The organism is Caballeronia mineralivorans PML1(12), from assembly GCF_001028175.1.
Classification (GTDB): domain Bacteria; phylum Pseudomonadota; class Gammaproteobacteria; order Burkholderiales; family Burkholderiaceae; genus Caballeronia; species Caballeronia mineralivorans.
This window is the reverse complement of record NZ_AEJF01000180.1, coordinates 55,515-79,834: the sequence shown is the minus strand read 5'-3', so window position 1 is coordinate 79,834 and position 24,320 is coordinate 55,515. Positions and strand designations below refer to the sequence as shown.

The following is a 24,320-nucleotide window of genomic DNA, read 5'->3' as shown; positions in this document are numbered from 1 at the left end:
GGCACGACGGGAGCATATTGGCACAATCGAACATCACGCCGGCTTGTGGTGCGTGACATCATTGGAAGCTTCCGGGCCCTAAATTTCATCTGCATACGGCGCGGGCGTTTCAGAAGCAAAAACAAAATACTCGAGAGTGCCGCGCCATGGCGCGGCCGCACCGCATAGAGACGGGGGCCAAGTGGAAGAAGTCAATCAAGAACCGGTGCTAGAGCCGGTAGCGCCGCGCGTTGTTCGCATTGAGAGCACCCTAGCTGGCAAAGTCAATCTCGCAGACTTCCAGAATGCAGTCCCGGTTGTGCGGGAACTTGCAGTTATCAATGACACCGAGCGGGATATCAGAGAGCTCCGGCTGACGGTCAGGTCCGAGCCCGCGTTCCTGAAAACAAAAACTTGGCACATTGACCATGTTGGTGCCGGGCAAAGTGTCCGAGTCAATGAGTTAGACCTCGGGCTCGACGGCCCGCTACTCGGTCGCCTCACGGAAGCAGAGAAGGCAACCGTCACTTTCCGTCTTTACTCGGGCGCCCCCGATTTGCCCGAAGTTGCGATGTTTGAAACGTCGGTCGAACTCCTGCCACGCAATCAGTGGGGCGGTCTCTCTTCGATGCCGGACATGGTCGCCGCATTCGTGCAGCCGAATGAGCAGGCCGTAGAACGTGTCCTGAAGCAGGCGGCCGACGTGCTCCGCAAAGCAGGGAAATCCGGCGCGATTAACGGTTACCAGGAGGGCGCGCGCCGTGCCTGGGAGCTTGCGTCGGCGATATGGAACGCCATCGGCTCGATGGGCCTCGACTACGCTTTGCCGCCGGCAAGTTTCGAGCACACAGGGCAGAAGGTGCGCAGCCCAAGCCAGATTGCTGACTCTGGGCTCGGAACGTGTTTGGACCTTGCTCTGTTCGCTTGCGCAGCGCTGGAGCAGGCTGGCCTGAACTCCATTCTCGTATTCACCCACGGGCATGCGTTCCCTGGCGTCTGGCTGAAGAGCGAGGAGTTTTCGACGTCCGTAATCGACGACGTCACCGCTCTCCGGAAGCGCGTGAAGCTAAAGGAGATGGTGCTTTTCGAGTCGACCCTTCTGACTCATCGACCACTTCCGCCATTTAGCTTTGCGATTGCGAAGGGCGAAGAACAGATTTCTGAGGAAGAAGAACCAAAATTTCAGCTAGCCGTCGATATCAGGCGTGCCCGTCTCCAGCGCATCAAGCCGCTGGCGAGCGAACATGCCATCGCCCGTGGGACCGCAGGGACGGAGGCAATAGATACCCAGCCCGCGTTCGAAGACGCTCCGGAGTTGCCAGATGAACTGGATGACGCCAAGCCCGATGACGGCGAGGAACGCCCGGAAGACCGCCTGACACGTTGGCAGCGTAAGCTCCTCGACCTTTCGCTGCGAAACAATCTGCTCAGTTTTAAAGCCGGCAAAAAGTCGCTCAAGCTTGATTCGCCCGACCCTGGCTATCTCGAGGACATCCTTGCGGAAGGGCACGCTATCAAGCTGTTGACCCGCCCCGACCTCATGGACGGCAACGACCCACGGAATCAGGCCATCTATGAAGGGCGAGAGCGTGAGAACCCTCGTCGGCAACACGCACTCGAGGCATTGAAGCGCAAGGAAGTCTTCGTTGGTCTGGCTGAGGACGAAATGGATTCCCGCCTCGTCGAGCTGTACCGGGCCTCCCGGACCAGCCTTCAAGAAGGCGGCTCAAATACGCTTTATCTCGCACTTGGGTTCCTGTCGTGGACTCGGGATGACAAAGATGGCAAAAAGTTTCGGGCGCCTCTCATTTTGGTTCCAGTCGCACTCGAGCGTCGCAGCGCACGCTCGGGATTCAGCTTGAAACTTTACGATGACGAGCCGCGCTTCAATCCGACGCTCGTTGAGATGTTACGTCAGGATTTCGAACTTGAGTTAGGCGTGCACGACACGGAACTGCCGAAGGACGAATCGGGCCTTGACATAGCCGGGATTTGGAAAACTGTGTCCAATGCGGTCAAGGACATTAAAGGTTGGGAAGTCGCAGAAGACGTCGTGCTCGCCACGTTTTCGTTCGCGAAATACCTGATGTGGAAGGACTTGACCGAGCGGACGGAACAACTGAAGCTGAATGCCGTCGTTCGTCATCTTATCGATACCCCGCGCGACTCCTACGTGAGCGCTGTCGAGTTCCCCGATGTTCGCAGACTCGACGTTGAGCTGCCCGTCAAAGAGACGTTCTGTCCGCTACCAGCCGATTCCTCCCAACTCTCGGCGGTCGTTGCCGGCAGCAAGGGAAAGGACTTCGTCCTGATTGGACCGCCCGGCACGGGAAAGAGCCAGACTATCTCGAATCTCATTGCGCAGTGCTTGGCCGAGCGCAAGCGTGTCCTGTTCGTTTCCGAAAAAATGGCAGCGTTGGATGTCGTGTACCGGCGTCTGGCAGACGTGGGTCTTGGAAACTTCTGTTTGGAGCTGCATTCAAGCAAGGCGCGCAAGACGGAAGTGTTGGAGCAGCTTCGGACCTCATGGGACGCGGCTTCTGCGATGGCTCCAGAAGAATGGCACGCGGAGGCTGAACGGCTTGAGGTACTTCGCTCGCAACTGAATGGCTACGTCGAGCGCCTGCATCTTCGTCACTCCAATGGCTTAAACGTGTACGAAGCAATCGGGAAGGTGGTCGGCGGACATGACCTCCCCGTCCTTCAGCTTTCATGGCCCTCCGCGCGGGTCCACGACACGGCGGCAATACGTCACCTACGCGAAACCGCTGAGCTCCTTGACGTTCACGCGAAGGTAATGGGGGAAGGGCAGCTCACAGCGAACCCACTGGCGCACATTGTCCAGACTGAATGGTCTCCGATATGGCAGGCCGCTCTCCTTGACGCGGCGCGTGGAGTTGAGCCTTCCGTCACAGCGTTCGAGGCAGCGGCAGAACGGGTGAGGACCGCAATCGGGCTGCCTCTCTTGCCGCTCGAATCTGGAGTCCGCAATGGACTTCGGCGCTTGGCATCGACGTTGCCGGCAGCCTCCGGTCGCGATTGGCGGTTCGTCTTGCGTCCTGACGCGAAGACGATAACCGACAGCCTGCGACAGGCTGTGCCGCTGGTTGAACGTCACCGCCAGCTTCACAGTTCCCTTTCGTTACCTTGTGGCAATCAGGTGCTCGAAGACCTGCGTGTCGGTATCAGTCAACTTACTCGATACGGAGAGCTTCGGGAACAGCTGTCTCAACCCTGGAATCAAGACCTAACGTCTCGGCTGTCATCAGGCATTGAACTGCTCCGTAGCCGCAATGAGCTCGTGAGCCAACTGAGTATCCCTTACAGGGAAGGTCTTCCGACTGCGACGGTGCATCAGCTCCAGGCCGATTGGAGCGAACTGCAGGACTCGTCCTGGCCGATGAGCATGATGCGCCGACGCGCGCTCGTCAAAAAGTTGAAGGAACTCGCAACTGCCGGAGCGGAGCCGGACATTGGCGCGGATATCGAGCGACTCGCGAAGATTGATAGTCTTCAAAATGAAGCGAGGGCTCTCTACGACCTCTCTTTGATGACGTCGGACGCGTGGGCCGGCTTGAAGACCGACTTGGACGTCGCGCGTGCGGCGCTTGGCTTCCAAACTGCCTTGGCTAACGCCCGGAGCAGAGCCTCATGGGACGACGTTGGTCTCGACCCCGTCGGACGCGGGCAATGCGGAGACGCAGCGCAAGCAGACCTGCAGCGCATGCGTGAGATGCGCCAGATTGACACGATTGTTAGCCGTCTAAGCTCACTTGCAAGCGAGACGGATTCCATCTGGTCGGCGTATGAGACGGATTTGGCCGTCGCAAAAGCGTACGTTACCTTCCAGGGTGCATTGGCCGCGGTTCGAACGAATGGTAATTGGCTGGACGATGGGTTCGCGGTCGTTGAGTCAGGTCGTGCGGGAGCGAGCGCAGCTTCGGACCTGAAGAAGATGCGCGAGCTCGCGTCGTTGGATGCTCGCCTACTGGAATTCACAGACCTGTCGTCCAAGACGTCCGGCCTCTGGAATGGGTTGCAAACGAAGCTCGAAGCTGTCCAGCCGGCCCTCGACTTCTTTGAGGCAATATCGAGCGCTCTCGCCGCTCTTGCTAGAAATCCGGAGACGCTGGCGGCAGTTAAGGCACCTGTCGCGTTGTTGCTAGGCGACAGCAATGTTCTGCTAGAGCCAACCGGCATCGTTGCGGGAGCTAATCGCGCATACGCGGAAGCGCTCAGCACGTTCAGTGATGCCGTATCCCGATTTGCCCTGGCAAGCGGACTGGCGCAATCTGATATTCGGACGCTCGAGGACATGTTGCCAGCAGAGGTCGCGGTGCGAGCAGGCAACGTACTGACGACGTCAAATCGGCTCAACGCTTGGTGTGCATGGCGAAAAGCGCGTCAGCAAGCGTTCACCCTCGGCCTGGCACCCGTCGTCAGAGGGCTCGAAAACGGTGCTATTCGCCTTGGACGGGTCAAAGATACGTTCGAAACTGACTATTGTCGGTGGTGGCTTAATGCTGTCGTCGACGCTGACGAAGTTCTGCGCACGTTTGTATCTGCAGAGCACGAGAAGCGCATCCGCGATTTCCGTGAGCTCGACGAGCGGTTCATCAACCTGACCCAGGCGTGGGTGCGTGCCCAGCTCTCTGCAGGGCATCCCTCGCCCGAAAGGGTTTCGCGTGGTTCCGAGTGGGGTCTGCTACGCTACGAAATGCAGAAGAAGACCCGCCATCTACCACTGCGGGAGCTGATGTCGCAAGCGTCGAGCGCGGTTATGCGTTTGACGCCATGTCTCTTAATGAGCCCGCTGTCCATCGCTCAATACCTTCCCGCGGAGACGGCGAACTTCGATGTGGTTGTCTTCGATGAAGCGTCGCAGATTCCGGTGTGGGATGCCATCGGTGCAATGGCACGGGGTAAGCAGGTCATCATGGTCGGCGACCCGAAGCAGTTGCCACCCACTAGCTTCTTTGATCGCGCTGAGTCGGATGCCGATGACACGGATGTGGAAACAGAGCTGGAAAGTATCCTCGAAGAGTGCATCGGCGCCAACCTGCCGACCATGAAACTGTCGTGGCACTACCGTAGCCGCCACGAGAGCCTTATTGCGTTCTCCAATTATCGCTATTACGACGGCGACTTGGTTACATTTCCGAGCCCGGTGACCAACGACCGCGCCGTAAGCTTTAACCATGTGTCGAACGGACAATACGAGCGTGGGGGTGCGCGGACCAACAAGCCTGAGGCGAAAGCGTTAGTCGCGGACCTGGTCGGAAAGATGAAATCGCCGGGTTTTCGCGACAGTGGATTAACGATTGGGGTCGTCACTTTCAACTCAGAACAACAGTCTCTCATCGAAGATTTGCTGGATGCGGAACGTCGCAAAGACCCATCTATCGAGTCCTATTTCCTTGATACGCAACTCGAGCCTGTATTTGTCAAAAATATCGAGAGCGTGCAAGGCGACGAGCGCGACATCATGTATTTCTCCACTACTTACGGCCCGGGCGTTGACGGCACGATGCCGATGAACTTTGGCCCCATGAACCAACAGGGTGGTGAACGTCGCTTGAACGTTGCGATCACGCGAGCGCGTCAGGAACTGCGAGTGTTCGGAAGTTTTCGACCCGAGCAGATGGACCTGTCAAGAACGCAAGCACTTGGTGTGCGCGACTTGAAGCATTTCCTCGAATTTGCAGACCGCGGTGCGCGTGCGCTTGGTGAGGCTGTTGCTGGCAGCATAGGTGACTTCGACAGCCCATTCGAAAAGGCGGTTTGCGTGGCCCTGTCGGACAAGGGTTGGACGTTACATCCCCAAGTCGGCGTGTCGGCGTTCCGTATCGACCTGGGGGTGGTCGACCCTGATGCGCCAGGCAGTTACCTTGCCGGCATCGAATGTGACGGTGCAACCTACCATCGCTCGGCGACCGCGCGAGACCGGGACAAACTGCGCGAGCAGGTCTTGCGTGGCCTAGGGTGGGAGATTTTGCGTATATGGTCGACTGACTGGTGGATTGACATGCCGGGGACCGTCGAGAAGATTCACGGGCAACTTAACGCTCTCCTAACAGAGCAGCGGGCGGCTAAGTTGCACGCCGAAGCGGATGCCGCCGCCCTCGCAAAGCAGGTAATTGACGATGTCATAGTGTCGACAGCAAAGGATTTTTCCAAGGGTGAGTCTGCAATCCACGATGCGGATGGCGCTGCGTTAGTAGACGTTCAAGCGGCTTCGCCACCCATGACTTTCGCTAGAAACGCAGTCTACATTCAGACGTCCAGCACGGAAGATGGCGTTTTCGCAGAAGTCGACCTGAGCCTTGGCGATTACGCCGTCGATGCGGAGGCCTTCTTCGACTTCGGCTACGACTCTCGTTTGCTAGCGATGATTGACCATGTAGTTCGTATCGAAGGGCCAGTAAAAGACGAGGTGTTAGCGCGACGTATTGCGCGCGTGCATGGATGGACGCGAACTGGCGCTCGAATCCAGGAGCGAGTGGGCCGGCTTGCTCAGTTGCATTACGCGGCGAATTCGGAAGAAATTGGGACCTTCTATTCAATGAAAACCAGAGATGCCGGCGAGGCGTTGCGGTTTCGTCGTCCCTCAGTCGGAACTGCTCGTGCCGTAGACGAAATAGCAATGGTGGAGTTAAGGGCGCTGGTAGTGGAGTTACAAGCTGAAGGTCACGGTCGCCAATCGGGAGTGACGGCCATGGCGCGCGAGATTGGGCTTCGAAAAGTCAGTGCAGTAAGCCGGCTTAGGTTGGAGAAGGCTTGGGCTGTGAACAACGTCTAATTTCTTTGGGGCGGACGCTCACGAAACGCATCCATTGAGGGTAGTCGAGAAAGACCTCAGGTCTTTCTTCACTGGCGCGCCAAAAGCGCTTCTTCAGGAGCGGGCTGACGTCGAGTGGGGAAATCGTGTTGGAGAAGATATCCCAAGTCGTATTGAAGAATAAAAGGGGGCCGGGAGATGGGGGGGAGCTTCAGGAAAAGCATAAAAATCGCGCCGGGTGTACGTATAAACCTGAGCAAAAGTGGGGTGAGCACGGCAATAGGCAGTAAGGGATTCACATACAACACCCGTTGACGTCTCACAACAAGCATCTCAGGAACCGGAATCCGCTACACGCATAACCTGAATGGGCGCAGGACAGCAAGACCAATTCGGTCTGCTGTCGCAGCCAGCGGGCGTATTGACTCCGCGAGCACGGAGCGACTTTCAAAGCGGGAGCAGGCAACGCGGGACTTCGTGCGGCAAATACAAGAGCGCACCACAACTGCTCTCCAGCAGTATTTCAATTCTCGCGGGGTGTATGTCCTTGCGGAGGACCTAGCAGATGCCGTAACACTCGAGGAGCATCAGGAGCTTCTCGAAAATCTTTCGCGAGAGTTCGAGGTAACCACCAAGGCTATCAGGCTCGCCGTAGATATTGGTTCGATATCGCTCGCCGAAAAGGAAAAGGCGATGCTGGCGCTGTACGAGATAGAAAAGAAGTGTGCAGAGCATCAAGGCGACCGTGGCGAGCTAGAAGGAGCTACTGCATCGCTACTGAACAAGGTGCTGGCGTGGCCGAAGTCCCCCGTATTCACCGGTTCGTTTCTGGTGAGCCTTCTGGGGTGCTTTTTCCTGTTCATCAAGAATTTTTCACTTGGACTGGTCCTGCTGGTATTTGCCACCTCATACGGTGTCTTCCAACTCGCGTCATTCGAAAAGAAAAAGGCGCAGCTGGCCGTTGAGACTGCTGACGCCAACGCTCGTTTTGACTCATTGGTCACGGGCGAAATTTCGCCGCGCCCGGCTCTCCCGGTTGACTCGGAAAATGTGCGATTCAGAGCCTTGGCGTTCGTGGGAATCATGGCAGCGGTCGCGATTGCTGCCTTGGTGTATCGCCCGCACGACGCTGAAAAGGTAGCAGCGAGCCCAACGGAAAAGGTGAGTCAGACCAACATTGTGGCCTTGCCTGCTACAACGGCCAATTCCGCACAGATACGCCGGTCACCGGCTGATTTGACGTGGCTGGCGGGAAAGTATCCGTCTGATGTAGTCAACGATCGGCGTTTCAGGGCAGCGTTCAATCACGTTCCACAGGGCGAATGGAAGAAAATCGCCGACCGCCTCGTCATTACCAACTCTGCTGGAATTCAATTGAAGGATGGCTACTACTTCGGAGAGGGGTGCAAGGCTCATCTTTGCGGGTCGGACAAAGCGGCATTTGCGATTAACGCGGCGACTGGCAAGGGTGACGTGATTTATAAGCAGACAGTCGGTTGCCCGTCTGGCAAGGCTGTTGCGAACGGTTTTGCTTGGAACGATATGTCCATTGGCTCGACGCCTCTGAGTGCTTGGGCACTGTCGAATGACATGACCATTGAAGCGTCGTCCGCGTCGGCATCGGAGCCAACTTCGGGCGTAACGCTTCAAACCAGCTTCAACTGCGCGAAGGCCCGCTCCGATGCGGAACACCTGATTTGTCAGGATGCTGAACTTGCAGCGGATGACGTGGAACTGGCGGCAACATTTGCCAAAGCGAAGGCTGCCGTCACGGATCAGGCGGCCTTAAGGGAGCGCACTCGGAGGGAATGGAACTTCCGCGAGCAGAGCTGTCATGACCGGAACTGCCTTGTGCGTTGGTACGCTGACCAGAAGACCGTGCTCACGCAGATTGCGCAAACTGGCAACGTCGAGGCTAATTAGCCGTTCTTAGTCTTCGAGCTTTGCGGCGCGAGAGTAATCGCGTACGCTAGGAATTTCGCATCGGTATTCGACTACCTTGAGCTGGCAACAGGCAACCCGGTTTCGTGTGCGCTTGCATAATCGCCTCTGGAAACGTCATGCCGAACTCCCGCAGCAGTTCTAGATTGTCGCGCTGCCAGTTTGATGGCGCAAATACAACCAGCCGCCGCGCCAGTCCCTCCAGCGTACTGGCAAGCGTCGCGCCGTACGCGCACTCTTGCCTGGTTGCGCGTCACCGTATTGATACTCACCACTCGCATCGCGGCGCGTGTCGCAGAAGTTCACTAGCCCGATCCAGCCATCGGCCTCATCGAGATCGAACACCGCGCGCTCGGTCTCGTCGTGAACAGCCCCGGCGACTCGTGCCCCTTTCTCTCCTGCAGGATCTCCCGGGCGAATTCGACAATTTCGACCGAGATCGCCTCGCAGATCGGCGGCGCGGCACGCCAGCGATGCCAGTACAGCGTCACCGGAAACGGCAGGTCGCGCCGCACGTCGACGAGCCGGCCGCTTTCCAGTAACGGTAGCACCGTTTGCTCCGGCAGCATGCCGTAGCCCAGATCCGCGACGATCGTATCGAGTTGCGAAGCGACTGAAGGAAGCAGATTCTTTCGATATCGGCCGACGGCCATGCCGAACGCCGCGTCGAAGTAGCGCTCGAGCAGCATGTTGCCGCGGCCCACCGAAACAGCGGGCGCGGAAGCGGTCGCATGCAGGCTGAACCCATTCGCGAAATAGCGCTCCATAAAGGCAGGACTCGCCACGCATCGATAGATCATGTCTCCGATCGGTTCGGCAATGCAGCCGTGCACCGGACGCGGCACCGTCGACACACTGCCGATGAGCTCGCCGCGCGTGAGTGCGGGAAATGCCGGATTCGCATCGTCGACGACAACTTCAAGCTCGATCACGTTGCGCTTGATTATCTGTTGTGCCACCGAGCTGAACCATGCGTCGATGGAATACACGTCCACACCGACGGCGAGCGGCATGATCCGGCGATTCCCTTGCGGATCGATTTGATTGAAGGTATCGGCCTCGAGCAGCCGCACCGCGGCTACGTGCTTGAACAGCACTTCGCCCGCCAGCGTTAGCGTCAGCGGCTTGCTGCGCACCAACACGGCGGCCGACAAGGCCTCCTCGAGCGCCTTGATGCGTTGCGAAATGGCAGCACGCGTCACGTTGAGCCGTTCCGCCGCACGCTCGAAACTCATAGTTTCGACGACCGAGGCGAAGGCTTCCAGTTGATATCGATCTAGCAATTAGGTGTCCTGTTCTATCCAAGCGTTGCGCGCCGCCCGCTGGCAATGCGCAACGCAACACCCTCCCGCGCCGGCCGAGAAGGGACCGCATACAGCGTGAATATCCATCCGGACGACAATCGCCACGCTCAAACCGGTCATGGGAGCCGCGCGAACCCATCCCACGGCTTTTGGCCATGCGATCGAGGAGCCCTCGCCTCGCCCCACATCTCCCCCACCTCACACAGGAAATATATTTACTTTCCAGAACTGGATATATTCTGGCATCGGCCCGAGCATCAATTGAGAAGTTTATGTGAATACCAGTACGCATTCATACACGCCCCCCTTGGGCGCGCTCTATTTATTCCTAGAAACCTACAGCCGATCAATTTAAAGCAACAGCACCACGGAATTTCACGACATTTAAGTAGTGTGCTTTTGTTAATATCTTAAACCGCCACGATCGTAATTATCTCGGTAATATTTTAAACCACTTCGCAACTAATCGGCCATTAGCAGTCTCGCACCGTTTTAGTTCATGTCATGATCTGCGGTGTGCGCCGGATCTATTGTCAGTTGGGAGTGGTCGCGCCCCAATCACCATCATAGCGAGATTGAGATATTATCCTTCGGACGAGGCGCCTTCCGGTAGTTTAATCCGTTTCAATTCAATTGATAATACCGCCTTTACTGCCGTCACCCCCAATTCTGGAAAGAAGAATTTTGAATATAGAAAGTCAAAATACCCTCGATGGGATCGATCGCTACCTTGCCAAAACGCGTGCTCAAGTCCATGACCGCACACGATATTCAGTTCGAGCTGATTGTTCAGCACACAGACGCGAACGCGCCTTCAATTACCGCTTCGCTGCCTGACTATCGTTCGTTTTTTGCGATCGTTTCGTCATGGTGGCGAAGTTCAATTGTTGGAAGTTACTCTGGATAGCAACATTCTCCGCCCACCGCCGCAACCTTCTCTAGCCTCCTACCTTCATCTCCCTACATCAGTTTTAAGATTAGCCAAATTCCTCAAACTGATGAAATGTGGTGATCGAGCCCATGCCCCGATCACACTCAGCAATCCAGCGGCGCTTATAGTCTCTTACGCAGTTCGCGGGCCGGTTAGCATCGTGTGGCACAGGCAAACAGCCGCGCACCGCCCTGTGCCACGCCTTCGGATGTCGCGAGCCGGGCCAACTCAATCGAGATCTCCCGCGAAGCACGTTCTTTCAGATCAAAAGGCAGGTGACCTAGGAAATTGCCAAATGAACTCGCTTCGATATAGTCAATCAGAGCCTGTGGCGTAGCGAACATCTGTTGGTTCGGTAGCACGTCGATTGTATCGACAACAAAACCTGTTTCGCGCAGCAAATCGGTCAGCTCGTCGGCCGTGACGGGATGCGGTTGACCGGTTGTCTCCGGGTAACCGTTGAATGGTTCACGCGACAGCACACGCTTCCTGATCTCACCCAGTTCACCGCCCTGGCCTTTGGCGCCTGCCATGATCCCGATTCGCCCACCAGGTTTAAGTACTCTCGCGAACTCGCGCAGTGGCTGACGTTTTTCGTTCAGCCAGTGCAGTACTGCGTTCAGATACACAACGTCAAAAGTCGCGTCGGCAAACAGGCCGAGGTCGTATGCGTCACCGACCGCAAAATGCAGATTCGGCCTCGCCTTCTTTGCTGCAAACTCGATGCGCAGCGGCAGCGGATCGATACCGAACACCCGTCCTTTCGGTCCGACGCGACTGGCAACATATTCTGCCAGTTGACCCGTGCCGGTTCCGACGTCAAGCACGTCCTCGCCTTCGCGAATCTTCAGATAGTCGTCGATGAGCGAAAGGCCCGCTCGAAACTGTCGGTCGGCATTGACCGCTTCGTAGTGCTGCGCCAGATCTTCCGTATCTTGAAGCAAACCATACTCGCTCATCATTGGTCCTCTTTCATATCAGGAAATTGAACAGCAGTGTAGTCACAACGGACTGCGAATGATTGTGGTGAAACGGTTGATCGGCGAGATACGGAAAGCGGTAGATCGCACCCGCCACTGCTAGGAAGACCGATCCACGGCGAACGCTGGATCTGCGACATTGTCGGCCGCGGTGGCTTGCAGCCGCAACGCGTCGGCTTCGAAACGCTCGCGGAATTGACGGATGGTCTCCCACAGCAGTGCGCTGCCAGCGACGCTCAGCAGCACAGCAACACACAGCAAGATCGGCTGGATGCCACTACTCTTTCCAAAACCTGCGGTAATGATGCCGCCTATCGGCAGCGACAGACTGTTGATCAGATAGAACGGACCGATCACCTTGCCCAGATGCTCGGACTCGATTGCCCTAACGCGCTGCGTCCGGTTAAACACGTTGTAGATCGCATCCCCCGCCATGAAGACGAGGAAAGCAAAGACGTAGACCCAGACGTTGTTCGCCAACCCCATGCACAGGAGAGCCGCGCAAAGTAATCCAAATCCGGTCACGCCGACGCGATTGATCGACCACTTCGACAGCAGCCACGGCATCAGCAGCAAATTGACGAGCCCCAGTGCTCCAGCACACGCGTTCATCAAACCAAACACAGCGTCCGACGCGCCGAACCGTCCGGTAATGAGATAGGCGTTCGCACTCAGTGCGACCGCGTAGCCGATGTTGATAGAGAAATTCATCACAGCAAGCCGGATGACAGGGCGATTGTGCAGCAGCAGCTTCCAGCCGAGTAGCAAATCACGACCGACTCGTTTCGAGTCCACTGCCGCTCGCTGCGGACCCACGGAAAACGGCTTCCAGCATATGGCTGCCGCTATAAAGGCGGTAGCGGCAATGGCCAGCAACGGCAATTTACCGACGAGATACGCGAGCCCCGCCGCAATACCGGGACCGGCCGCCATCGCGAGCAGTTCGATGTTCTGCACAAGCGCCTGCGTGCGCGACAGCTGATTGCCGGACGCCATCGCCGGCACGGTCTTCTCGACCGCCATCCGGATCGGCGCCATCAGGATCGATAGCAGCGCACCATTGATCATTAGCGCTGGCACCGTCAGCGACGGCAGCATCCAGCAGACAGCAAATGTGATCAGCAGACAGGCAGCTCGCGCCAGATTGGCATTTATGAAAAGGAATCGACCGCCGAGCAGATCGGCCATCAGCCCGGCAAACGGATACATGAGCAGTGCTGGAATCCATTCGAGTGCAAACGCCGCACCAGAGTACGTCACGCTGCCAGAATGCTGATAGATCAGCAGCGGCACGGCGAACAGCACGGTCTGCTCGGCCAACAGACCGAACGTCAGCCCGCCACCGAAACTACGCAACCGACCGCGGGTCGCACGAGCTTCTGCATCTTCGTTCAACCGCTTCGGTGAATTCGCCTCTGTCACTTACCTCTCCTTTGCTCTAGCATGGAACCGGGCCAGGAAGCCTCACTGCGACACTGCAACCCTACTCAGGCATATGTCGCCAGACTGAATAAGCAACCGTTCCGTTGCCGGACGCGCTCGCCGGCACCGAATAGGTCAGGATGTTGTCCTTGTACGTATAATCGCGGACCTGTTCATCGCCCTCCCAGTTTGGGTATGACGCGGTGTCGATCCTGAAGATTAGTTTGTTGCGAACCGGATCAATCACGACATTCCCTGTATGCGTACTTGAGCCCAGCACGGCTTCCCGGTACTCGCCGGGGGTACCGCGGGTCTTATCACCCGACGCGAATTTCGGACGATTAGGCCGAAAGATCTGCAACGAATAACGGCCTTCCTGGTCCACCATCAGCAATCCTTCGGGATGCTCACCGAAATTCATCGTGCGTGTTCCGTTTGCTGTCACCTCGTAGGCCGCCGTCATGACCCAAGTCCCTCGCAGTGACAGCGTCTGTGCGCCGGCCGCGCACGCTGAACTTCCCGACAGCAGCGCCCAAACTACCGTTGCCAGTACCGGAACCACGCGACCAGTGCCTCGCATCATTCCGCCCGCGTTGTCGCGCCTGCCCGCGTTCCTTGTTCCCGCCTTTGGCGACCGTTTCCTGGGTAGTCCGCAATGACTTGCTTGCGATCCTTTAGTGACTCGTTCCGACGACGCCAAACCCCGACCACATGACCGGAGCAGCCCTTCACCGGGCAAAATGCTTTCAGTAGATCGCGATCTATCAGTCACCTCACCCATTCAGCCACCTCCTTCAAGTTCGACGAGGATCCTGCACAGGGGGCAATTTCGACCGGCTTCCCACGTGCGCAATACGGTCATAAGATACCGACTGCTCTTTATGATATACGTCGACCACTCTCTTATCAAGCGGTCGTTACGCGCACTTGTTGCGCAAGAGGATGACGAATGCGTTACACAGCCGAACACAAGCAGGAAACCCGCGCGCGTATTCTCGACGCAGCTGCACGAATCTTCCGCCGTGAGGGCTACGACGGCTCCGGGATTGACGGCTTGGCCGAAGCGGCCGGCGTCACGAATGGCGCGTTTTACGGACACTTCAAATCGAAGGGGGAAGCCTTTCAAACTGTCGTACAGCTTGGTCTGGAGCAACTTCGCCTGGGTATCGCCGACCTGAAGACGAAGCACGGCAAACGGTGGATCAAACGGTTCGTCGAGCTCTACCTCGGCCCCAAGCGCACCTGTGACCTCGGGCAAGCGTGCGCATTGCCAAGCCTCTCGCCGGAAATCGTCCGCGCCGACCAGGACATCCGCAGCACCTATGAACGCGAGTTACAACGCGTCATCGCCGAAGTGGCCAGTGGCTTGCCCGAGGGCACACCAAACGAACGCACCGATGCGGCTATCGCAATGCTCGCGCTTCTGGCGGGCGGTGTCACACTGGCCCGCGCGGTTCCAGATCCGCAACTTTCGGACCGGATCGCGAAAGCGGTTGGTCATGCTGCGCTCGATCTCACGTCGCACAGGTCTTGACCGGCCGTCCCGTTCGTTCTCGTTACACGACCGTGGGGTCAGACGACAAGAGCCACCTCCTCCTGCCGGCCTTCCTCGGCCTCGAGCTTGCGGATCAGCGGTAGGACGTGATGGCAGAAGCGCCGCATCTCGCCGCGGGTCGGCCAGCCGGACAGGATGAACTCGCTGACGCCTGCGCGCTTGTACTCGAGCAGATAGCGGGCGACTTCGTCGTAGCTGCCGACCACGCACAGAGCCGGGCCACCCCGGTACGCCACCGCGCCGGTCCACAGCATGGGTGACAGCCAGTCATTCGACGCGCTCTCAGCCAGCTCGAACGACTTCCTCACTGCTTCCGAATCGCAGGTCTTGACGAACGCTTGCACGTTTTTGCGATGCTCTTCGTCGGAGTTGGTCATCATCGCTTCGAGTTCAGCCAGTGCCTCGTCGCGGGTGTCGCGGGCCAGCACGTGCATGCGGACACCAACGCTGCGCCCGGCGCGCAACACTGCCTGACTCGCCTGCGCGATGCCCGACGGCGTATCGCCGTAGCGCAACCAGCAATCGCCCCATTCGATGGCGATCTGCTGCGCGAGATCCGACGCGCCGCTCAGATAGATGCGCGGCCGCCCGCCGTCCTTAAACGGCAAGCCGAGTTTCGCCCCGGTGAAGCGGTAATAGTCGCCTCCGTGCGTAAGCGGCGCCTCTCCGCGCCAGAAACGGTGCAGCACCGACAGATACTCGGCCGTGCGCCGATAGCGTTCGTCGTGCTGCAGGTAATCACCGTAATACGCCTGTTCCTCGGGCGAGATCCCGGCCACGATGTTCAGCGAGATCCGTTTGTCCGACATCCATGAAATCGTGTTGACCGCCTGCGCGAACAGCGTGGGCGGCAATAACCCCGGCCGGTACGCGAGCATGAACGACAAGCGGCGCGTCTCGCGCACCAGCGCACCGATAAGCGGCAACGGCTCTGGCAAGTGAAATCCGATACCCATCAGCAGGGTGTCGATCTGCATGTCTTCCGCTTCCTGCGCGAAATCGACCAGCCCGTCGAGGTCAAGCTCGCTCGCAAGATCCTTCTCGGACGCCTTCGTATTGCCCGCCCCTCGCGGCGCACACCAATGAATCTTGAGTGGTTGCATTGCTCGCCCCTTGTGGTTGCCAAATTCGACCGGTTGCCAAATCCGAACTCAGCTTAGGGCGACGCACTCGCTTCGGGCAAGGACATCCGCGAGCCGCAAAGAAACTCTAACCGGCAGCTAGTTAATTTATCCGACGCTCGCTTTTACGCAACGCAATTTAATCTGACCTGCGCTCCGTTATGTCCACGCGTCACCTACATTGCTTCTCACGGTTCATCCAAATACGGATACGTGCACACGAGCCTCAATGCCTTCACTGCCTGGGAAGAACCCTCACGGCGCACGGGTCCTGCCGCAACGATTTGTCGTCGGACACGTCACCGGCGGCCCGGCGGCCGGCCTGGAATGTACATCGAAGAAAAAGGAGCTACGCTGATGTTGAACCTGAGAGACAAACGGATCGCGGTATTCGCCGAAGGCTGCTTCGGCCCCGTGACCAGCAAAGTTGCAACCTCCTATCTGCGCTATCGCCACAGCGATTGCATAGCGGTCATCGACAGCCGCCTCGTCGGCCAGGATGTCGGTGACATTCTCGGCTACGGACGCGGCATTCCGGTGCTCGATTCGCTCGAATCTGCGCTATCGCTGAAACCTGAGATGCTTCTGATCGGCGTCGGGTTATTCTCTAACGAACTACCCGACTCGTGGCGCGTACAGATCGCCCTCGCACTCCGGCAGGGGCTCGACGTCGTGAGCGGCTTGCATTTCCGGATCGCGACCGACCCTGAGTTCCGCGCGCTCGCAGCAGCGTCGGGCGCCCGCATCTGGGACACCAAGGAGCCACCCGAAGCGCTGGCGACGAGCCGGGCAACAATCGGCAACCTCGGTAATTTCATCGTGCACACGATCGGCAGTGACTGCCGGGTCGGTAAAAAAACTACTGCAATCGAAATCACCGAAGCCGCGAAACGCCGCGGCTTCAACGCGGGCTTCATCGCGACCGGGCAAAGCGGGATCTACATCAGCGGCGCAGGCGTCGCGATCGATGCAGTGCCCGCCGATTTCGTCGCAGGCGTCACGGAGTCGCTGGTGTTCGACGCAGCGAAAAGCCATGACTGGATTGTGGTCGAAGGCCAGGGTTCGATCACACACCCGGCCTACAGCGGCGTCACGCTCGGCCTGTTGCACGGCGCGATGCCGCAGGCGCTTGTGCTGTGCCACGAGGCGCATCACAAGCATCACAAGGGCTGGCCCAATGCGCCATTGCGCCCGCTCAACGAACTCGTCGCGCTGTACGAGCAACTGGGCTCATTCCTGCGTCCCGCAAAAGTGGTCGGCGTCAGTGTCCATTGCGGCGCGCTCGGGCGTGACCAGGCAGCGCGAGTCATTGAGCAGGTCGAGCAGGAAACGGGGCTCCCCGCCACCGACGTAATCCAGTTCGGCGCGGACAAGCTTGTTGACGCGCTGTCCACCCATTCCCGGCATCTTCAGAAGCTTGCCGCTTGAAGCTCCCGACGACATTCGCGGCCGCCGTCGTACCCCATCGCAGCTCACTCGACTTCACATTGAGCATGTGCTTACACAGGAAGCGACTCACATGAATGACCTCCCCGCTCTACTCCACGTGGAACCGATCCAATCACTTCAGGGCCGTGCGATAACTCCGTCGTCGAAACCGGAAACGCAACGCGCGATCCTCGCCGCCACACTCGCGAACGGCACGTCGATCGTGCGAAACGATCTGCGCTGCGTCGAGACCAACGCGATGAAGCAGGCATGCCGCTCACTCGGCGCGACCATCGACGAGCACGACGGCTATCTGGAGATCTGCGGCGTTGGCCGCGCACTGCATCTCGGACAACGCGTCATCAACGCGCTCGGGTCGGGCCTCGTGTTCCGTACGTTTGCGGCGCTCACGAGCCTCGCCAGCTCGCCCGCGATCATTACGGGCGACACGATCCTGCGCACGCGGGTCATGAAGCCATTGTTCGACGCGCTCACGCAACTGGGCGCGAAGATCGAATGCATCGGCGAGGCCGGCAAGGCGCCTGTCGTGAACTGGGGCGGCGGTCTGCGCGGCGGCCGTTGCACGATTCCTGGTAACGTCAGCTCGCAGTTCATCACTGCCGTGCTGTTCGCAGCGCCGCTCGCCGACCAGCCCGTCGAGATCGCAATCGAAGGCGAGTTGCTGTCGATCTCCTACATTCACCAGACCATCGCGACACTGCAGCGTTCCGGCATCCGCGTCGAGACGAACGACGACTTTTCGCTGATCCGCGTGCATCCCGGCGAATATCGCCCGGCCGAATACCAGATCGGCGGCGACTACACGTCGTCGTCGTACCTGATCGGCGCGGCCGCCCTCTTCCCCGGCACGTTCGTGCTAGAGAACCTGAACAGCCAAAGCCTTCAGGGCGAACGCGCGATCATCGATGTCGTGCGTGCTCTCGGCATCGAGGTCCATTTTGACGACACCCGCAACGAACTCACTCTCGTCAACCGTCAGCCTCAACTCGCTGGTGACTTCGAATTCAATGCAAGCGACTTCCCTAACATCGTGCCGACACTCGCGGCGATCGGCGCGCATGTGAAGGGCACGTTTCGCGTCGTCGGCGGCTCGATCACGCGGCTGCACAAGTCACCGCGCATAAAGGCGATGGTGAGCGAGCTAGGCAAGATGGGGGTCGACATCAAAGGATTGTTCAAGGACGGCGTGTACGACGGATTCGAAATCCACGGCCATGGCAAAGCGTATGCGGGCGGCGTCGATCTTTCTAGTTGGGGCGACCACCGCATCTTCATGTCTCTCTTCATCGCCTCGCTGCGCAGCCACCGCCCGAACCGTCTCGACGGCTATCGCGACGTCAACTGCTCGTTCCCGGATTTCTTCTCGCAGTTCGAGCACCTCGGAGCGCGTTGCTACGAAATCAGCACGAATGCCGAGCGGGATGACGAGCTGTCCCTGTTGCACGCCATCTGAGCCAATAAGGAGATTTCCGATGCTCAATCGCCAGCAGATTCAATCGTATGCCGATCATGGTTATCTCGTGATCGAGAAGCTATTTGACAGCGAACAAGTCAGCCGTTCGCTCGCCGCGATCGACGAACTGCTCGACCCGAACAATCCCGACAAGCCCTACGAATACGAACCTCAGGATGGCGAAACGGTGCGGCGTATCTGGTCGCCCACGCAGAAACACGCAGCGTTCAAGGACATGGCGGCCGATCCCCATCTGCTCGATTGCATCGAGGCGCTGATCGGCGAGAACGTGCTGTTTCACTACAGCAAGCTGAACATGAAGGGGCCGAAGGTCGGCAGCGTGGTGGAGTGGCATCAGGATTTCTCGTACTACCCGCACACGAATACCGATCTCGTCACCGCGCTGATCTTTCTCGACGACGCCAGCGTGACCAACGGCTGCCTACGAGTTGTACCCGGTTCGCATCGCCGCGGGCTCGTGTCGCACGAAGTCGACGGGTTCTTTCGTGGTAAGGCGCAAGGCACTGACGAGTCGCTGGCAGTGGATATTGAGGTGCCGGCCGGCAGCGTCCTGTTCCTGCATTGCCTTACGTTGCATGCGTCGGCCCGCAACACATCACAGCTTCCGCGCCGAACCTTTCTGCCCGCGTATCGCGCCGCCGATGCATTCCCGATCTACTTTGGGTCGCATGCCGCACACAACGAACCCGGCATTCAGCTACTGCGCGGACGGCGCGCCAAAATCGCGCGGGTCGATGCGGGCACGTACCTGCTGCCGATAGCCGAACGCGAGTTCGGCTCGCTGTACGAGGTGCAGGAAGGCTCGCACCTGCGCAAGGCGCTGGCGTCGATGGAAACGGCGGGTTACGCCGTGACGGAACCAACTGTCAGCTAGGGAGAGACGCATGGACTGGACCGAGTTCCTCGCCCCACCGCTGCGCTCGCTGGCGCCGTATCGACCGGGTATCACCGAAGAAAAGCTGCGGCGCGAACGGGGTCTGCGCGAGATCTACAAGTTCTCCAGCAACGAAGCGCCATTTTCTCCGTCGCCCGCCGCGCTCGCGGCCATGCAGGGTGCCCTCACGCAATCCAATCGCTATCCGGATGCGCAGGCGTTGCTCGACCAGCTCGCCGCGCGGCTACACGTGCCTCTCGATACGCTGGTACTCGGCACCGGTTCGATCGACGTCATTGGCGCGCTCGTCAGGGCGTTCGTCTCGCCGGAACACAACGTGGTGCTGTCGGAGTACGGCTATTGCGCGTATCCCGCCTTCGTCACAGAACAGGGCGCCGCGCTGCGCATCGCTGCAAGCGGCCCCCACTTCGGTCACGACGTCGAACAACTGCTCGCGCGCGTCGATGGACGCACACGCATGATCCTCGTTGACAGTCCCACCAACCTGTCCGGACAGTCGTTAGACGCGACAGCGCTAACGCGCCTGGTCGACGGCCTACCGGCCCATGTGCTGCTCATTCTCGACGAAGCCTACGCCGAGTTCACCGACAGCAGCGCGCCGCGTGACACCGAGCAATTGCCGCTGCGTCACCCCAACGTGATCGTGACGCGCACCTTCTCGAAAGCCTACGGGCTCGCAGGGCTGCGCATCGGTTATGGCATCGCCGCCGCCGGCCTGATCGATTGCCTGAACCGGATCCGGCCGCCGTTTCCGGCCAGCCGGGTGGCGCTCGCGGGCGCGGCCGCCGCGCTCGACGACGTCGCGTACCTGAAACGGATCGTCTCGGCAACGCTGAGCGGCCGTCGCCGGCTTACGGATGCGTTGCGCGCGATGAACGTGACCGTCTTCGATGGCAACGCGAACTTCGTCTTGACCGATTTCGGCCTTGCCGCCAAGACCGTGTACGAGGGCCTGCTCAAGCGCGGCTTCATCACGCGGGCGATGAACACCTACGGCCTGCCGACTCATCTGCGCATTTCCGTGGGCGCGGCCGACGAGGTCGAGAAGCTGCTTGGCGCGATCAAGCAACTTCTAGAAGCGACATCAGATAACACCACAAGGGGAGCTTACCGATGAACATCGTCATCATCAACAATCTCGCCCGCTTTCCGGGCACTGCGCGCTGGGACTTCGACCTGGTCCGCTACGACGATTTCATAGATCACCGCGCACACCGCGTCAGCTATATCGTCAATCGCCGCGGCCGGTCGGCCATCACGGCGTCAGCGGATAGCTACCGGCTCTACGAACTCGATCACCTCGACGATGCGTCGGCGTACCGCCCGATCCTGAACGGTATCGTCCAGTCGAGCGGCCCGATCGACCGGCTGATCGTCTTTTCGGAATCGCTGCAAGATCTCGCATCGCAGTTGCGCGCCGAGTTCGACATCCCCGGCAAGAAGCCCGATGAAAACCGGCTCGGCCGCGACAAGCTCGTGATGAAGCAGAAGGTCGCAGCAGCAGGACTGCGCGCGCCGCGGTACACGTCGGTCAATTCGACCCGGATCGAGCACGCGCTCGCCTTCGCCGCCGACACGGGCTATCCGCTGATCCTGAAGCCGATCGACGGCCAGTCGAGCCATGGCGTGCGCAAGATCACCGACGCCGCGCAGCTGCGCGCCGCGGTCGCCGACCTCCCGTCCGACGGCGAATGGGATCTCGAGGAGTTCGTGACGGGAACGCTGATGCACATCGACGGGCTCGTCGATCAGGCCGGTAAGGTCACGCTGGTGGTACCGTCGCGCTATATCAATACGTGTCTTGAGTTCGCGGCGGGCGCGCCGCTCGGCGCGATCATGCTAGAACCCGGCACAGCGTTGTATGCGTATGTAAGCCGCTTCGCGACGCAGTGCATCAAGGCCATCGGACTCAAGGCCTGCCCGTTCCATCTGGAGCTGTTCCACACCAACAACGATGATCTGGTGTTTCTCGAAGTCGGCGCCCGCGTCGGCGGCGCGGACGTGCCGTCGATGATCCACCAGGCGACTGGCATCAACCTGTTTGGTGAATGGGTGAACATGAGCCTCGACCAGCCTGCGATGCTGCACGCGCCGATCCGTTCGATTGGCGCGTGGCTAATGTTCCCGCGCCCGAATGGCCTGCCGTTACGCGTGCAATCGGTCACGCGCTTCGACCGCAGCTTGGAAAGTCTATATCGGCAGCTCGTGCCGGAGGCGGGCCAACTAATCGAACACGAAGACGGCTACTGCTCAATGCAGTCCGGACGCTTTCTGTTCAATGCCGACTCCAGCCAGCAAGTGACGCGCGACGTCGAGTACGTACTGCACGCCTTCCGCATCGAAACCACCCTGCCCTGATCGATCATGAGCACACCCACTCTTCTTCTGTTTGCCCATCAGGCGCGCTCTTACGCGTCGATGATCCGGGAGTATGTCGACCGGCTCGGCGTCACGCTCGTGATCCTCAGCTCGAAGCCGCGCGACCCGCGGGATCTCGAACAGCTCGCCGCTGTCGGCGCGGCGCGGCTATGGCAGGTCGACGACGAGTATTTGAACGAATCGCACCTCGAGACGGTGCTCGCGCAAGCGCGCGACGAAGGTTTCGGCATCGTCGCGGCACTGGCGACATTCGAAGGTTACCGGCTGCTGATGGCGCACACGAACGTGCTGCTTGGCGCCATCGATGGCGATCCGTCGGCGTTGCGCGTCTGCATGGACAAGCTGCTGTGTCGCGGCCGCTTGAGCGAAGCAGGCTTAAGCCGCGCGAGAGCAACCGTGCTCGACGCCGCCACGCTACCGGTGTTGCAGGCGAGTGGCAGGCCTTTGTTCGTCAAGCCGCGACGCGGCGCGGGCTCGTTCGCGTGCTTCCGTCTCGACGAAACAGTTACGCCGCAGCGCCTGCAGGCGCTGCGAGAACAGATGCAAAGCGACAAGGCATTTCGCGCAATCTTCGCCGGGCAGTTCGACTTCATCGTGGAAGACTACGTCCGCGGCGATGAATACAGCTTCGAAGTACTCGCGGCCGGCGGCGAAAGCCACGTGATCGGCGTGCACGCCAAGTATCTGGACGACTCGAGCGGCACAACGCTCGAAATGGGCAACTCGCTGCCTGCGCCGCGACTGACGGACGCACAGCAGCTCGCTGGTGAACGTTTCATCGACCAGTGCCTCGCCGCGTTGCAACTGCGCGACGGCTGTTATCACATCGAGACGCGCTACGACGCGGCCGCCGAACACTGGGACATCATCGAGATCAACGCCCGCATGGGCGGCGCACTGATCAATCAAAGCGTTGGTGTCTTCACGAACGGCCTGTCAATGCTGGAGCTGTGGGTCAAGACGCTGTGCGTCGAGCGCGACCACTTGCTCACGTGGCGCGCGCGGCTCGCCGCCTTGCGCGAAAGCGTCCGGCGCCGCGACGGCACGCTCGAATACGGCACCGTGTTCTTCAGCCGCTACGGTGAGCGCAACCGCACGCTGGAAGTGCTGTCGATCGACGGGCTGACGCCACAACCCGACGTCGTCGAGATGCCCGTGCGCCCCCAGACCCGACTCCCTGATTCGGAACGCGGCATCTTCATCCTGAACGCTCTCTGGAAAGTCCCCATTCGCGAGATTGCCGAGCAACTGCATGCGCTCTCGGCGATGCTCGACGAACAGTTGGTAATCCGTTATTCCGATGCAGCAGCAACCGCCGATGACACCACAACCCAGGAGAAGTCATGAATCGCGTCACGCATTGCGGTATCGAACGTCCGTCCCCCTTCTATTCGCTCGCCGAAGGCGCGGCAGTACAGGCTAAGCTCGATCAGTATCTCGACAAAAAAATAGCCGAATGGAGAGCCACCGTTCCGCACGCCAACCATCTAGAAAGCAAGAAGCTCGACAGCAAGTGGTATCGCCGGCACACGATCGAACACGTCTGGCGCATCCGCCTGAGCCGCTCCGCCCATGCCAAGACGCTGCACGCGATCACCAAGATCTCGCCGGAGGCTGCACAGCTGTACGCGGAATATCAAGCCGAGGAGATGAACCACGACGTGCTGTTCATGCAAGACTGCAAGGCGCTCGGCGTGACCCAGGAAGAATTGCTCGCAACGGAGCCGTTTCTCGCCACGCGTCTGCTGCAGGGCTTCTTCTACTTCGTGTCGGAGCACGAGAGTCCGATCGGCGTCGTCGCATCGAGCTACCTTATCGAATACACGACCGCCAAGCTCACCCCGAACCAAATCAAGTCGCTGAAGGAGACGCTCGGCGAAGACAAGATCAAGGGACAGCTCGCCCACGTCAACACCGATGTGGGCGACGATCATGCCGGTGAAATGTGGCGCATCCTGCGCTACCTGATCCGCGAAGAAGCGGACGTCGAGAAGGTGCTGCGCTATTTCGACGACATCCAGACCATCCTGGCGATGTACTTCCGCGAACTCTACGAAGCCACCGTCGATATCCGGGTCGAAGATGACGTGGCGGCGTAAGCCGTCGCCAATG

General features: G+C 59.3%; 18 protein-coding genes. 13 read left to right on the top strand and 5 right to left on the bottom strand.

The window, feature by feature from the left end; all coding sequences use genetic code 11:
• Window positions 1-181 precede the first annotated feature (181 nt).
• The 3 genes from EOS_RS30950 (at window position 182) to EOS_RS47780 (ending at window position 8,680) form a co-directional block, all read left to right on the top strand.
• Window positions 182-6,778, top strand: a complete 6,597-nt coding sequence (locus EOS_RS30950; RefSeq protein WP_047896008.1) for a DUF3320 domain-containing protein — start codon at window positions 182-184, stop codon at window positions 6,776-6,778.
• 177 nt (window positions 6,779-6,955) lie between these two features.
• The gene (locus EOS_RS48365) at window positions 6,956-7,072 is read left to right on the top strand and encodes a DUF4236 domain-containing protein (RefSeq protein ID WP_082163571.1); all 117 of its coding nucleotides are present in this window, start codon (window positions 6,956-6,958) and stop codon (window positions 7,070-7,072) included.
• A 162-nt stretch (window positions 7,073-7,234) separates the two neighbouring features.
• Window positions 7,235-8,680 carry a lysozyme inhibitor LprI family protein gene (locus tag EOS_RS47780; RefSeq protein ID WP_082163570.1) on the top strand — a complete coding sequence of 482 codons (1,446 nt, stop codon included), beginning with the start codon at window positions 7,235-7,237 and terminating at the stop codon, window positions 8,678-8,680.
• A 323-nt stretch (window positions 8,681-9,003) separates the two neighbouring features.
• Here the strand turns inward: EOS_RS47780 and argP are convergent, their stop codons facing one another.
• From argP to EOS_RS30920, 4 genes are all read right to left on the bottom strand, one after another.
• Window positions 9,004-9,981, bottom strand: coding sequence for an HTH-type transcriptional regulator ArgP (gene argP / locus EOS_RS30940; protein WP_082163569.1), 978 nt, complete (start codon window positions 9,979-9,981; stop codon window positions 9,004-9,006).
• Window positions 9,982-11,085: 1,104 nt separating this feature from the next.
• Window positions 11,086-11,892, bottom strand: coding sequence for a class I SAM-dependent methyltransferase (locus EOS_RS30930; protein WP_047896030.1), 807 nt, complete (start codon window positions 11,890-11,892; stop codon window positions 11,086-11,088).
• Between the two features lie 120 nt (window positions 11,893-12,012).
• Window positions 12,013-13,335 (bottom strand): MFS transporter, encoded by a 1,323-nt coding sequence (locus EOS_RS30925; RefSeq protein WP_235443015.1) that lies wholly within the window; start codon window positions 13,333-13,335, stop codon window positions 12,013-12,015.
• 61 nt (window positions 13,336-13,396) lie between these two features.
• Window positions 13,397-13,798, bottom strand: coding sequence for a lipocalin-like domain-containing protein (locus tag EOS_RS30920; protein ID WP_087882021.1), 402 nt, complete (start codon window positions 13,796-13,798; stop codon window positions 13,397-13,399).
• Here EOS_RS30920 and EOS_RS46510 point away from each other — a divergent pair.
• A complete protein-coding gene (locus EOS_RS46510; RefSeq protein ID WP_152693198.1) occupies window positions 13,797-13,994 on the top strand; it encodes a hypothetical protein in 198 nt (65 codons plus the stop codon). The genes EOS_RS30920 and EOS_RS46510 overlap by 2 nt on opposite strands.
• A gap of 290 nt (window positions 13,995-14,284) precedes the next feature.
• Window positions 14,285-14,869 carry a TetR/AcrR family transcriptional regulator gene (locus EOS_RS30915; protein WP_047896005.1) on the top strand — a complete coding sequence of 195 codons (585 nt, stop codon included), beginning with the start codon at window positions 14,285-14,287 and terminating at the stop codon, window positions 14,867-14,869.
• 38 nt (window positions 14,870-14,907) lie between these two features.
• On the opposite strand, the gene EOS_RS30910 is transcribed toward EOS_RS30915, so the two are convergent.
• The gene (locus EOS_RS30910; RefSeq protein WP_047896004.1) at window positions 14,908-15,993 is read right to left on the bottom strand and encodes an LLM class flavin-dependent oxidoreductase; all 1,086 of its coding nucleotides are present in this window, start codon (window positions 15,991-15,993) and stop codon (window positions 14,908-14,910) included.
• 247 nt (window positions 15,994-16,240) lie between these two features.
• Between EOS_RS30910 and EOS_RS48820 the strand changes: the two genes are divergently transcribed.
• The 8 genes from EOS_RS48820 to EOS_RS30875 all read left to right on the top strand — a co-directional run bounded on the left by EOS_RS48820 (window position 16,241) and on the right by EOS_RS30875 (window position 24,307).
• On the top strand, window positions 16,241-16,369 hold the full coding sequence (locus tag EOS_RS48820; RefSeq protein ID WP_268760375.1) for a hypothetical protein: 129 nt from the start codon (window positions 16,241-16,243) through the stop codon (window positions 16,367-16,369).
• Window positions 16,369-17,439 carry a DUF1611 domain-containing protein gene (locus EOS_RS30905; RefSeq protein ID WP_047896028.1) on the top strand — a complete coding sequence of 357 codons (1,071 nt, stop codon included), beginning with the start codon at window positions 16,369-16,371 and terminating at the stop codon, window positions 17,437-17,439. Before EOS_RS48820 ends, EOS_RS30905 begins: the two co-directional genes overlap by 1 nt.
• A 91-nt stretch (window positions 17,440-17,530) precedes the next feature.
• Window positions 17,531-18,913 (top strand): 3-phosphoshikimate 1-carboxyvinyltransferase, encoded by a 1,383-nt coding sequence (aroA, locus tag EOS_RS30900; protein ID WP_047896003.1) that lies wholly within the window; start codon window positions 17,531-17,533, stop codon window positions 18,911-18,913.
• A 19-nt stretch (window positions 18,914-18,932) separates the two neighbouring features.
• Window positions 18,933-19,808 carry a phytanoyl-CoA dioxygenase family protein gene (locus EOS_RS30895; protein WP_047896002.1) on the top strand — a complete coding sequence of 292 codons (876 nt, stop codon included), beginning with the start codon at window positions 18,933-18,935 and terminating at the stop codon, window positions 19,806-19,808.
• Between the two features lie 10 nt (window positions 19,809-19,818).
• Window positions 19,819-20,946 (top strand): histidinol-phosphate transaminase, encoded by a 1,128-nt coding sequence (gene hisC / locus EOS_RS30890; RefSeq protein WP_047896001.1) that lies wholly within the window; start codon window positions 19,819-19,821, stop codon window positions 20,944-20,946.
• On the top strand, window positions 20,943-22,187 hold the full coding sequence (locus EOS_RS30885) for an ATP-grasp domain-containing protein (RefSeq protein ID WP_047896000.1): 1,245 nt from the start codon (window positions 20,943-20,945) through the stop codon (window positions 22,185-22,187). The genes hisC and EOS_RS30885 overlap by 4 nt, the downstream gene beginning before the upstream one ends.
• A gap of 6 nt (window positions 22,188-22,193) precedes the next feature.
• A complete protein-coding gene (locus EOS_RS30880; RefSeq protein ID WP_047895999.1) occupies window positions 22,194-23,555 on the top strand; it encodes an ATP-grasp domain-containing protein in 1,362 nt (453 codons plus the stop codon).
• Window positions 23,552-24,307, top strand: coding sequence for an iron-containing redox enzyme family protein (locus EOS_RS30875; RefSeq protein ID WP_047895998.1), 756 nt, complete (start codon window positions 23,552-23,554; stop codon window positions 24,305-24,307). Before EOS_RS30880 ends, EOS_RS30875 begins: the two co-directional genes overlap by 4 nt.
• Window positions 24,308-24,320: the final 13 nt, after the last annotated feature.

Excerpts from the sequence above, each read along its gene's own strand:
- aroA (WP_047896003.1), top strand. The coding sequence starts at position 17,531 with ATGAATGACCTCCCCGCTCTACTCCACGTGGAACCGATCCAATCACTT.
- EOS_RS46510 (WP_152693198.1), top strand. The coding sequence starts at position 13,797 with ATGACCCAAGTCCCTCGCAGTGACAGCGTCTGTGCGCCGGCCGCGCAC.
- hisC (WP_047896001.1), top strand. The coding sequence starts at position 19,819 with ATGGACTGGACCGAGTTCCTCGCCCCACCGCTGCGCTCGCTGGCGCCG.
- EOS_RS30880 (WP_047895999.1), top strand. The coding sequence starts at position 22,194 with ATGAGCACACCCACTCTTCTTCTGTTTGCCCATCAGGCGCGCTCTTAC.
- EOS_RS30895 (WP_047896002.1), top strand. The coding sequence starts at position 18,933 with ATGCTCAATCGCCAGCAGATTCAATCGTATGCCGATCATGGTTATCTC.
- EOS_RS30885 (WP_047896000.1), top strand. The coding sequence starts at position 20,943 with ATGAACATCGTCATCATCAACAATCTCGCCCGCTTTCCGGGCACTGCG.
- EOS_RS30930 (WP_047896030.1), bottom strand. The coding sequence starts at position 11,892 with ATGAGCGAGTATGGTTTGCTTCAAGATACGGAAGATCTGGCGCAGCAC.
- EOS_RS30915 (WP_047896005.1), top strand. The coding sequence starts at position 14,285 with ATGCGTTACACAGCCGAACACAAGCAGGAAACCCGCGCGCGTATTCTC.
- EOS_RS30920 (WP_087882021.1), bottom strand. The coding sequence starts at position 13,798 with ATGACGGCGGCCTACGAGGTGACAGCAAACGGAACACGCACGATGAAT.
- EOS_RS48365 (WP_082163571.1), top strand. The coding sequence starts at position 6,956 with ATGGGGGGGAGCTTCAGGAAAAGCATAAAAATCGCGCCGGGTGTACGT.
- EOS_RS48820 (WP_268760375.1), top strand. The coding sequence starts at position 16,241 with ATGCCTTCACTGCCTGGGAAGAACCCTCACGGCGCACGGGTCCTGCCG.
- EOS_RS30875 (WP_047895998.1), top strand. The coding sequence starts at position 23,552 with ATGAATCGCGTCACGCATTGCGGTATCGAACGTCCGTCCCCCTTCTAT.
- EOS_RS30910 (WP_047896004.1), bottom strand. The coding sequence starts at position 15,993 with ATGCAACCACTCAAGATTCATTGGTGTGCGCCGCGAGGGGCGGGCAAT.
- EOS_RS30905 (WP_047896028.1), top strand. The coding sequence starts at position 16,369 with ATGTTGAACCTGAGAGACAAACGGATCGCGGTATTCGCCGAAGGCTGC.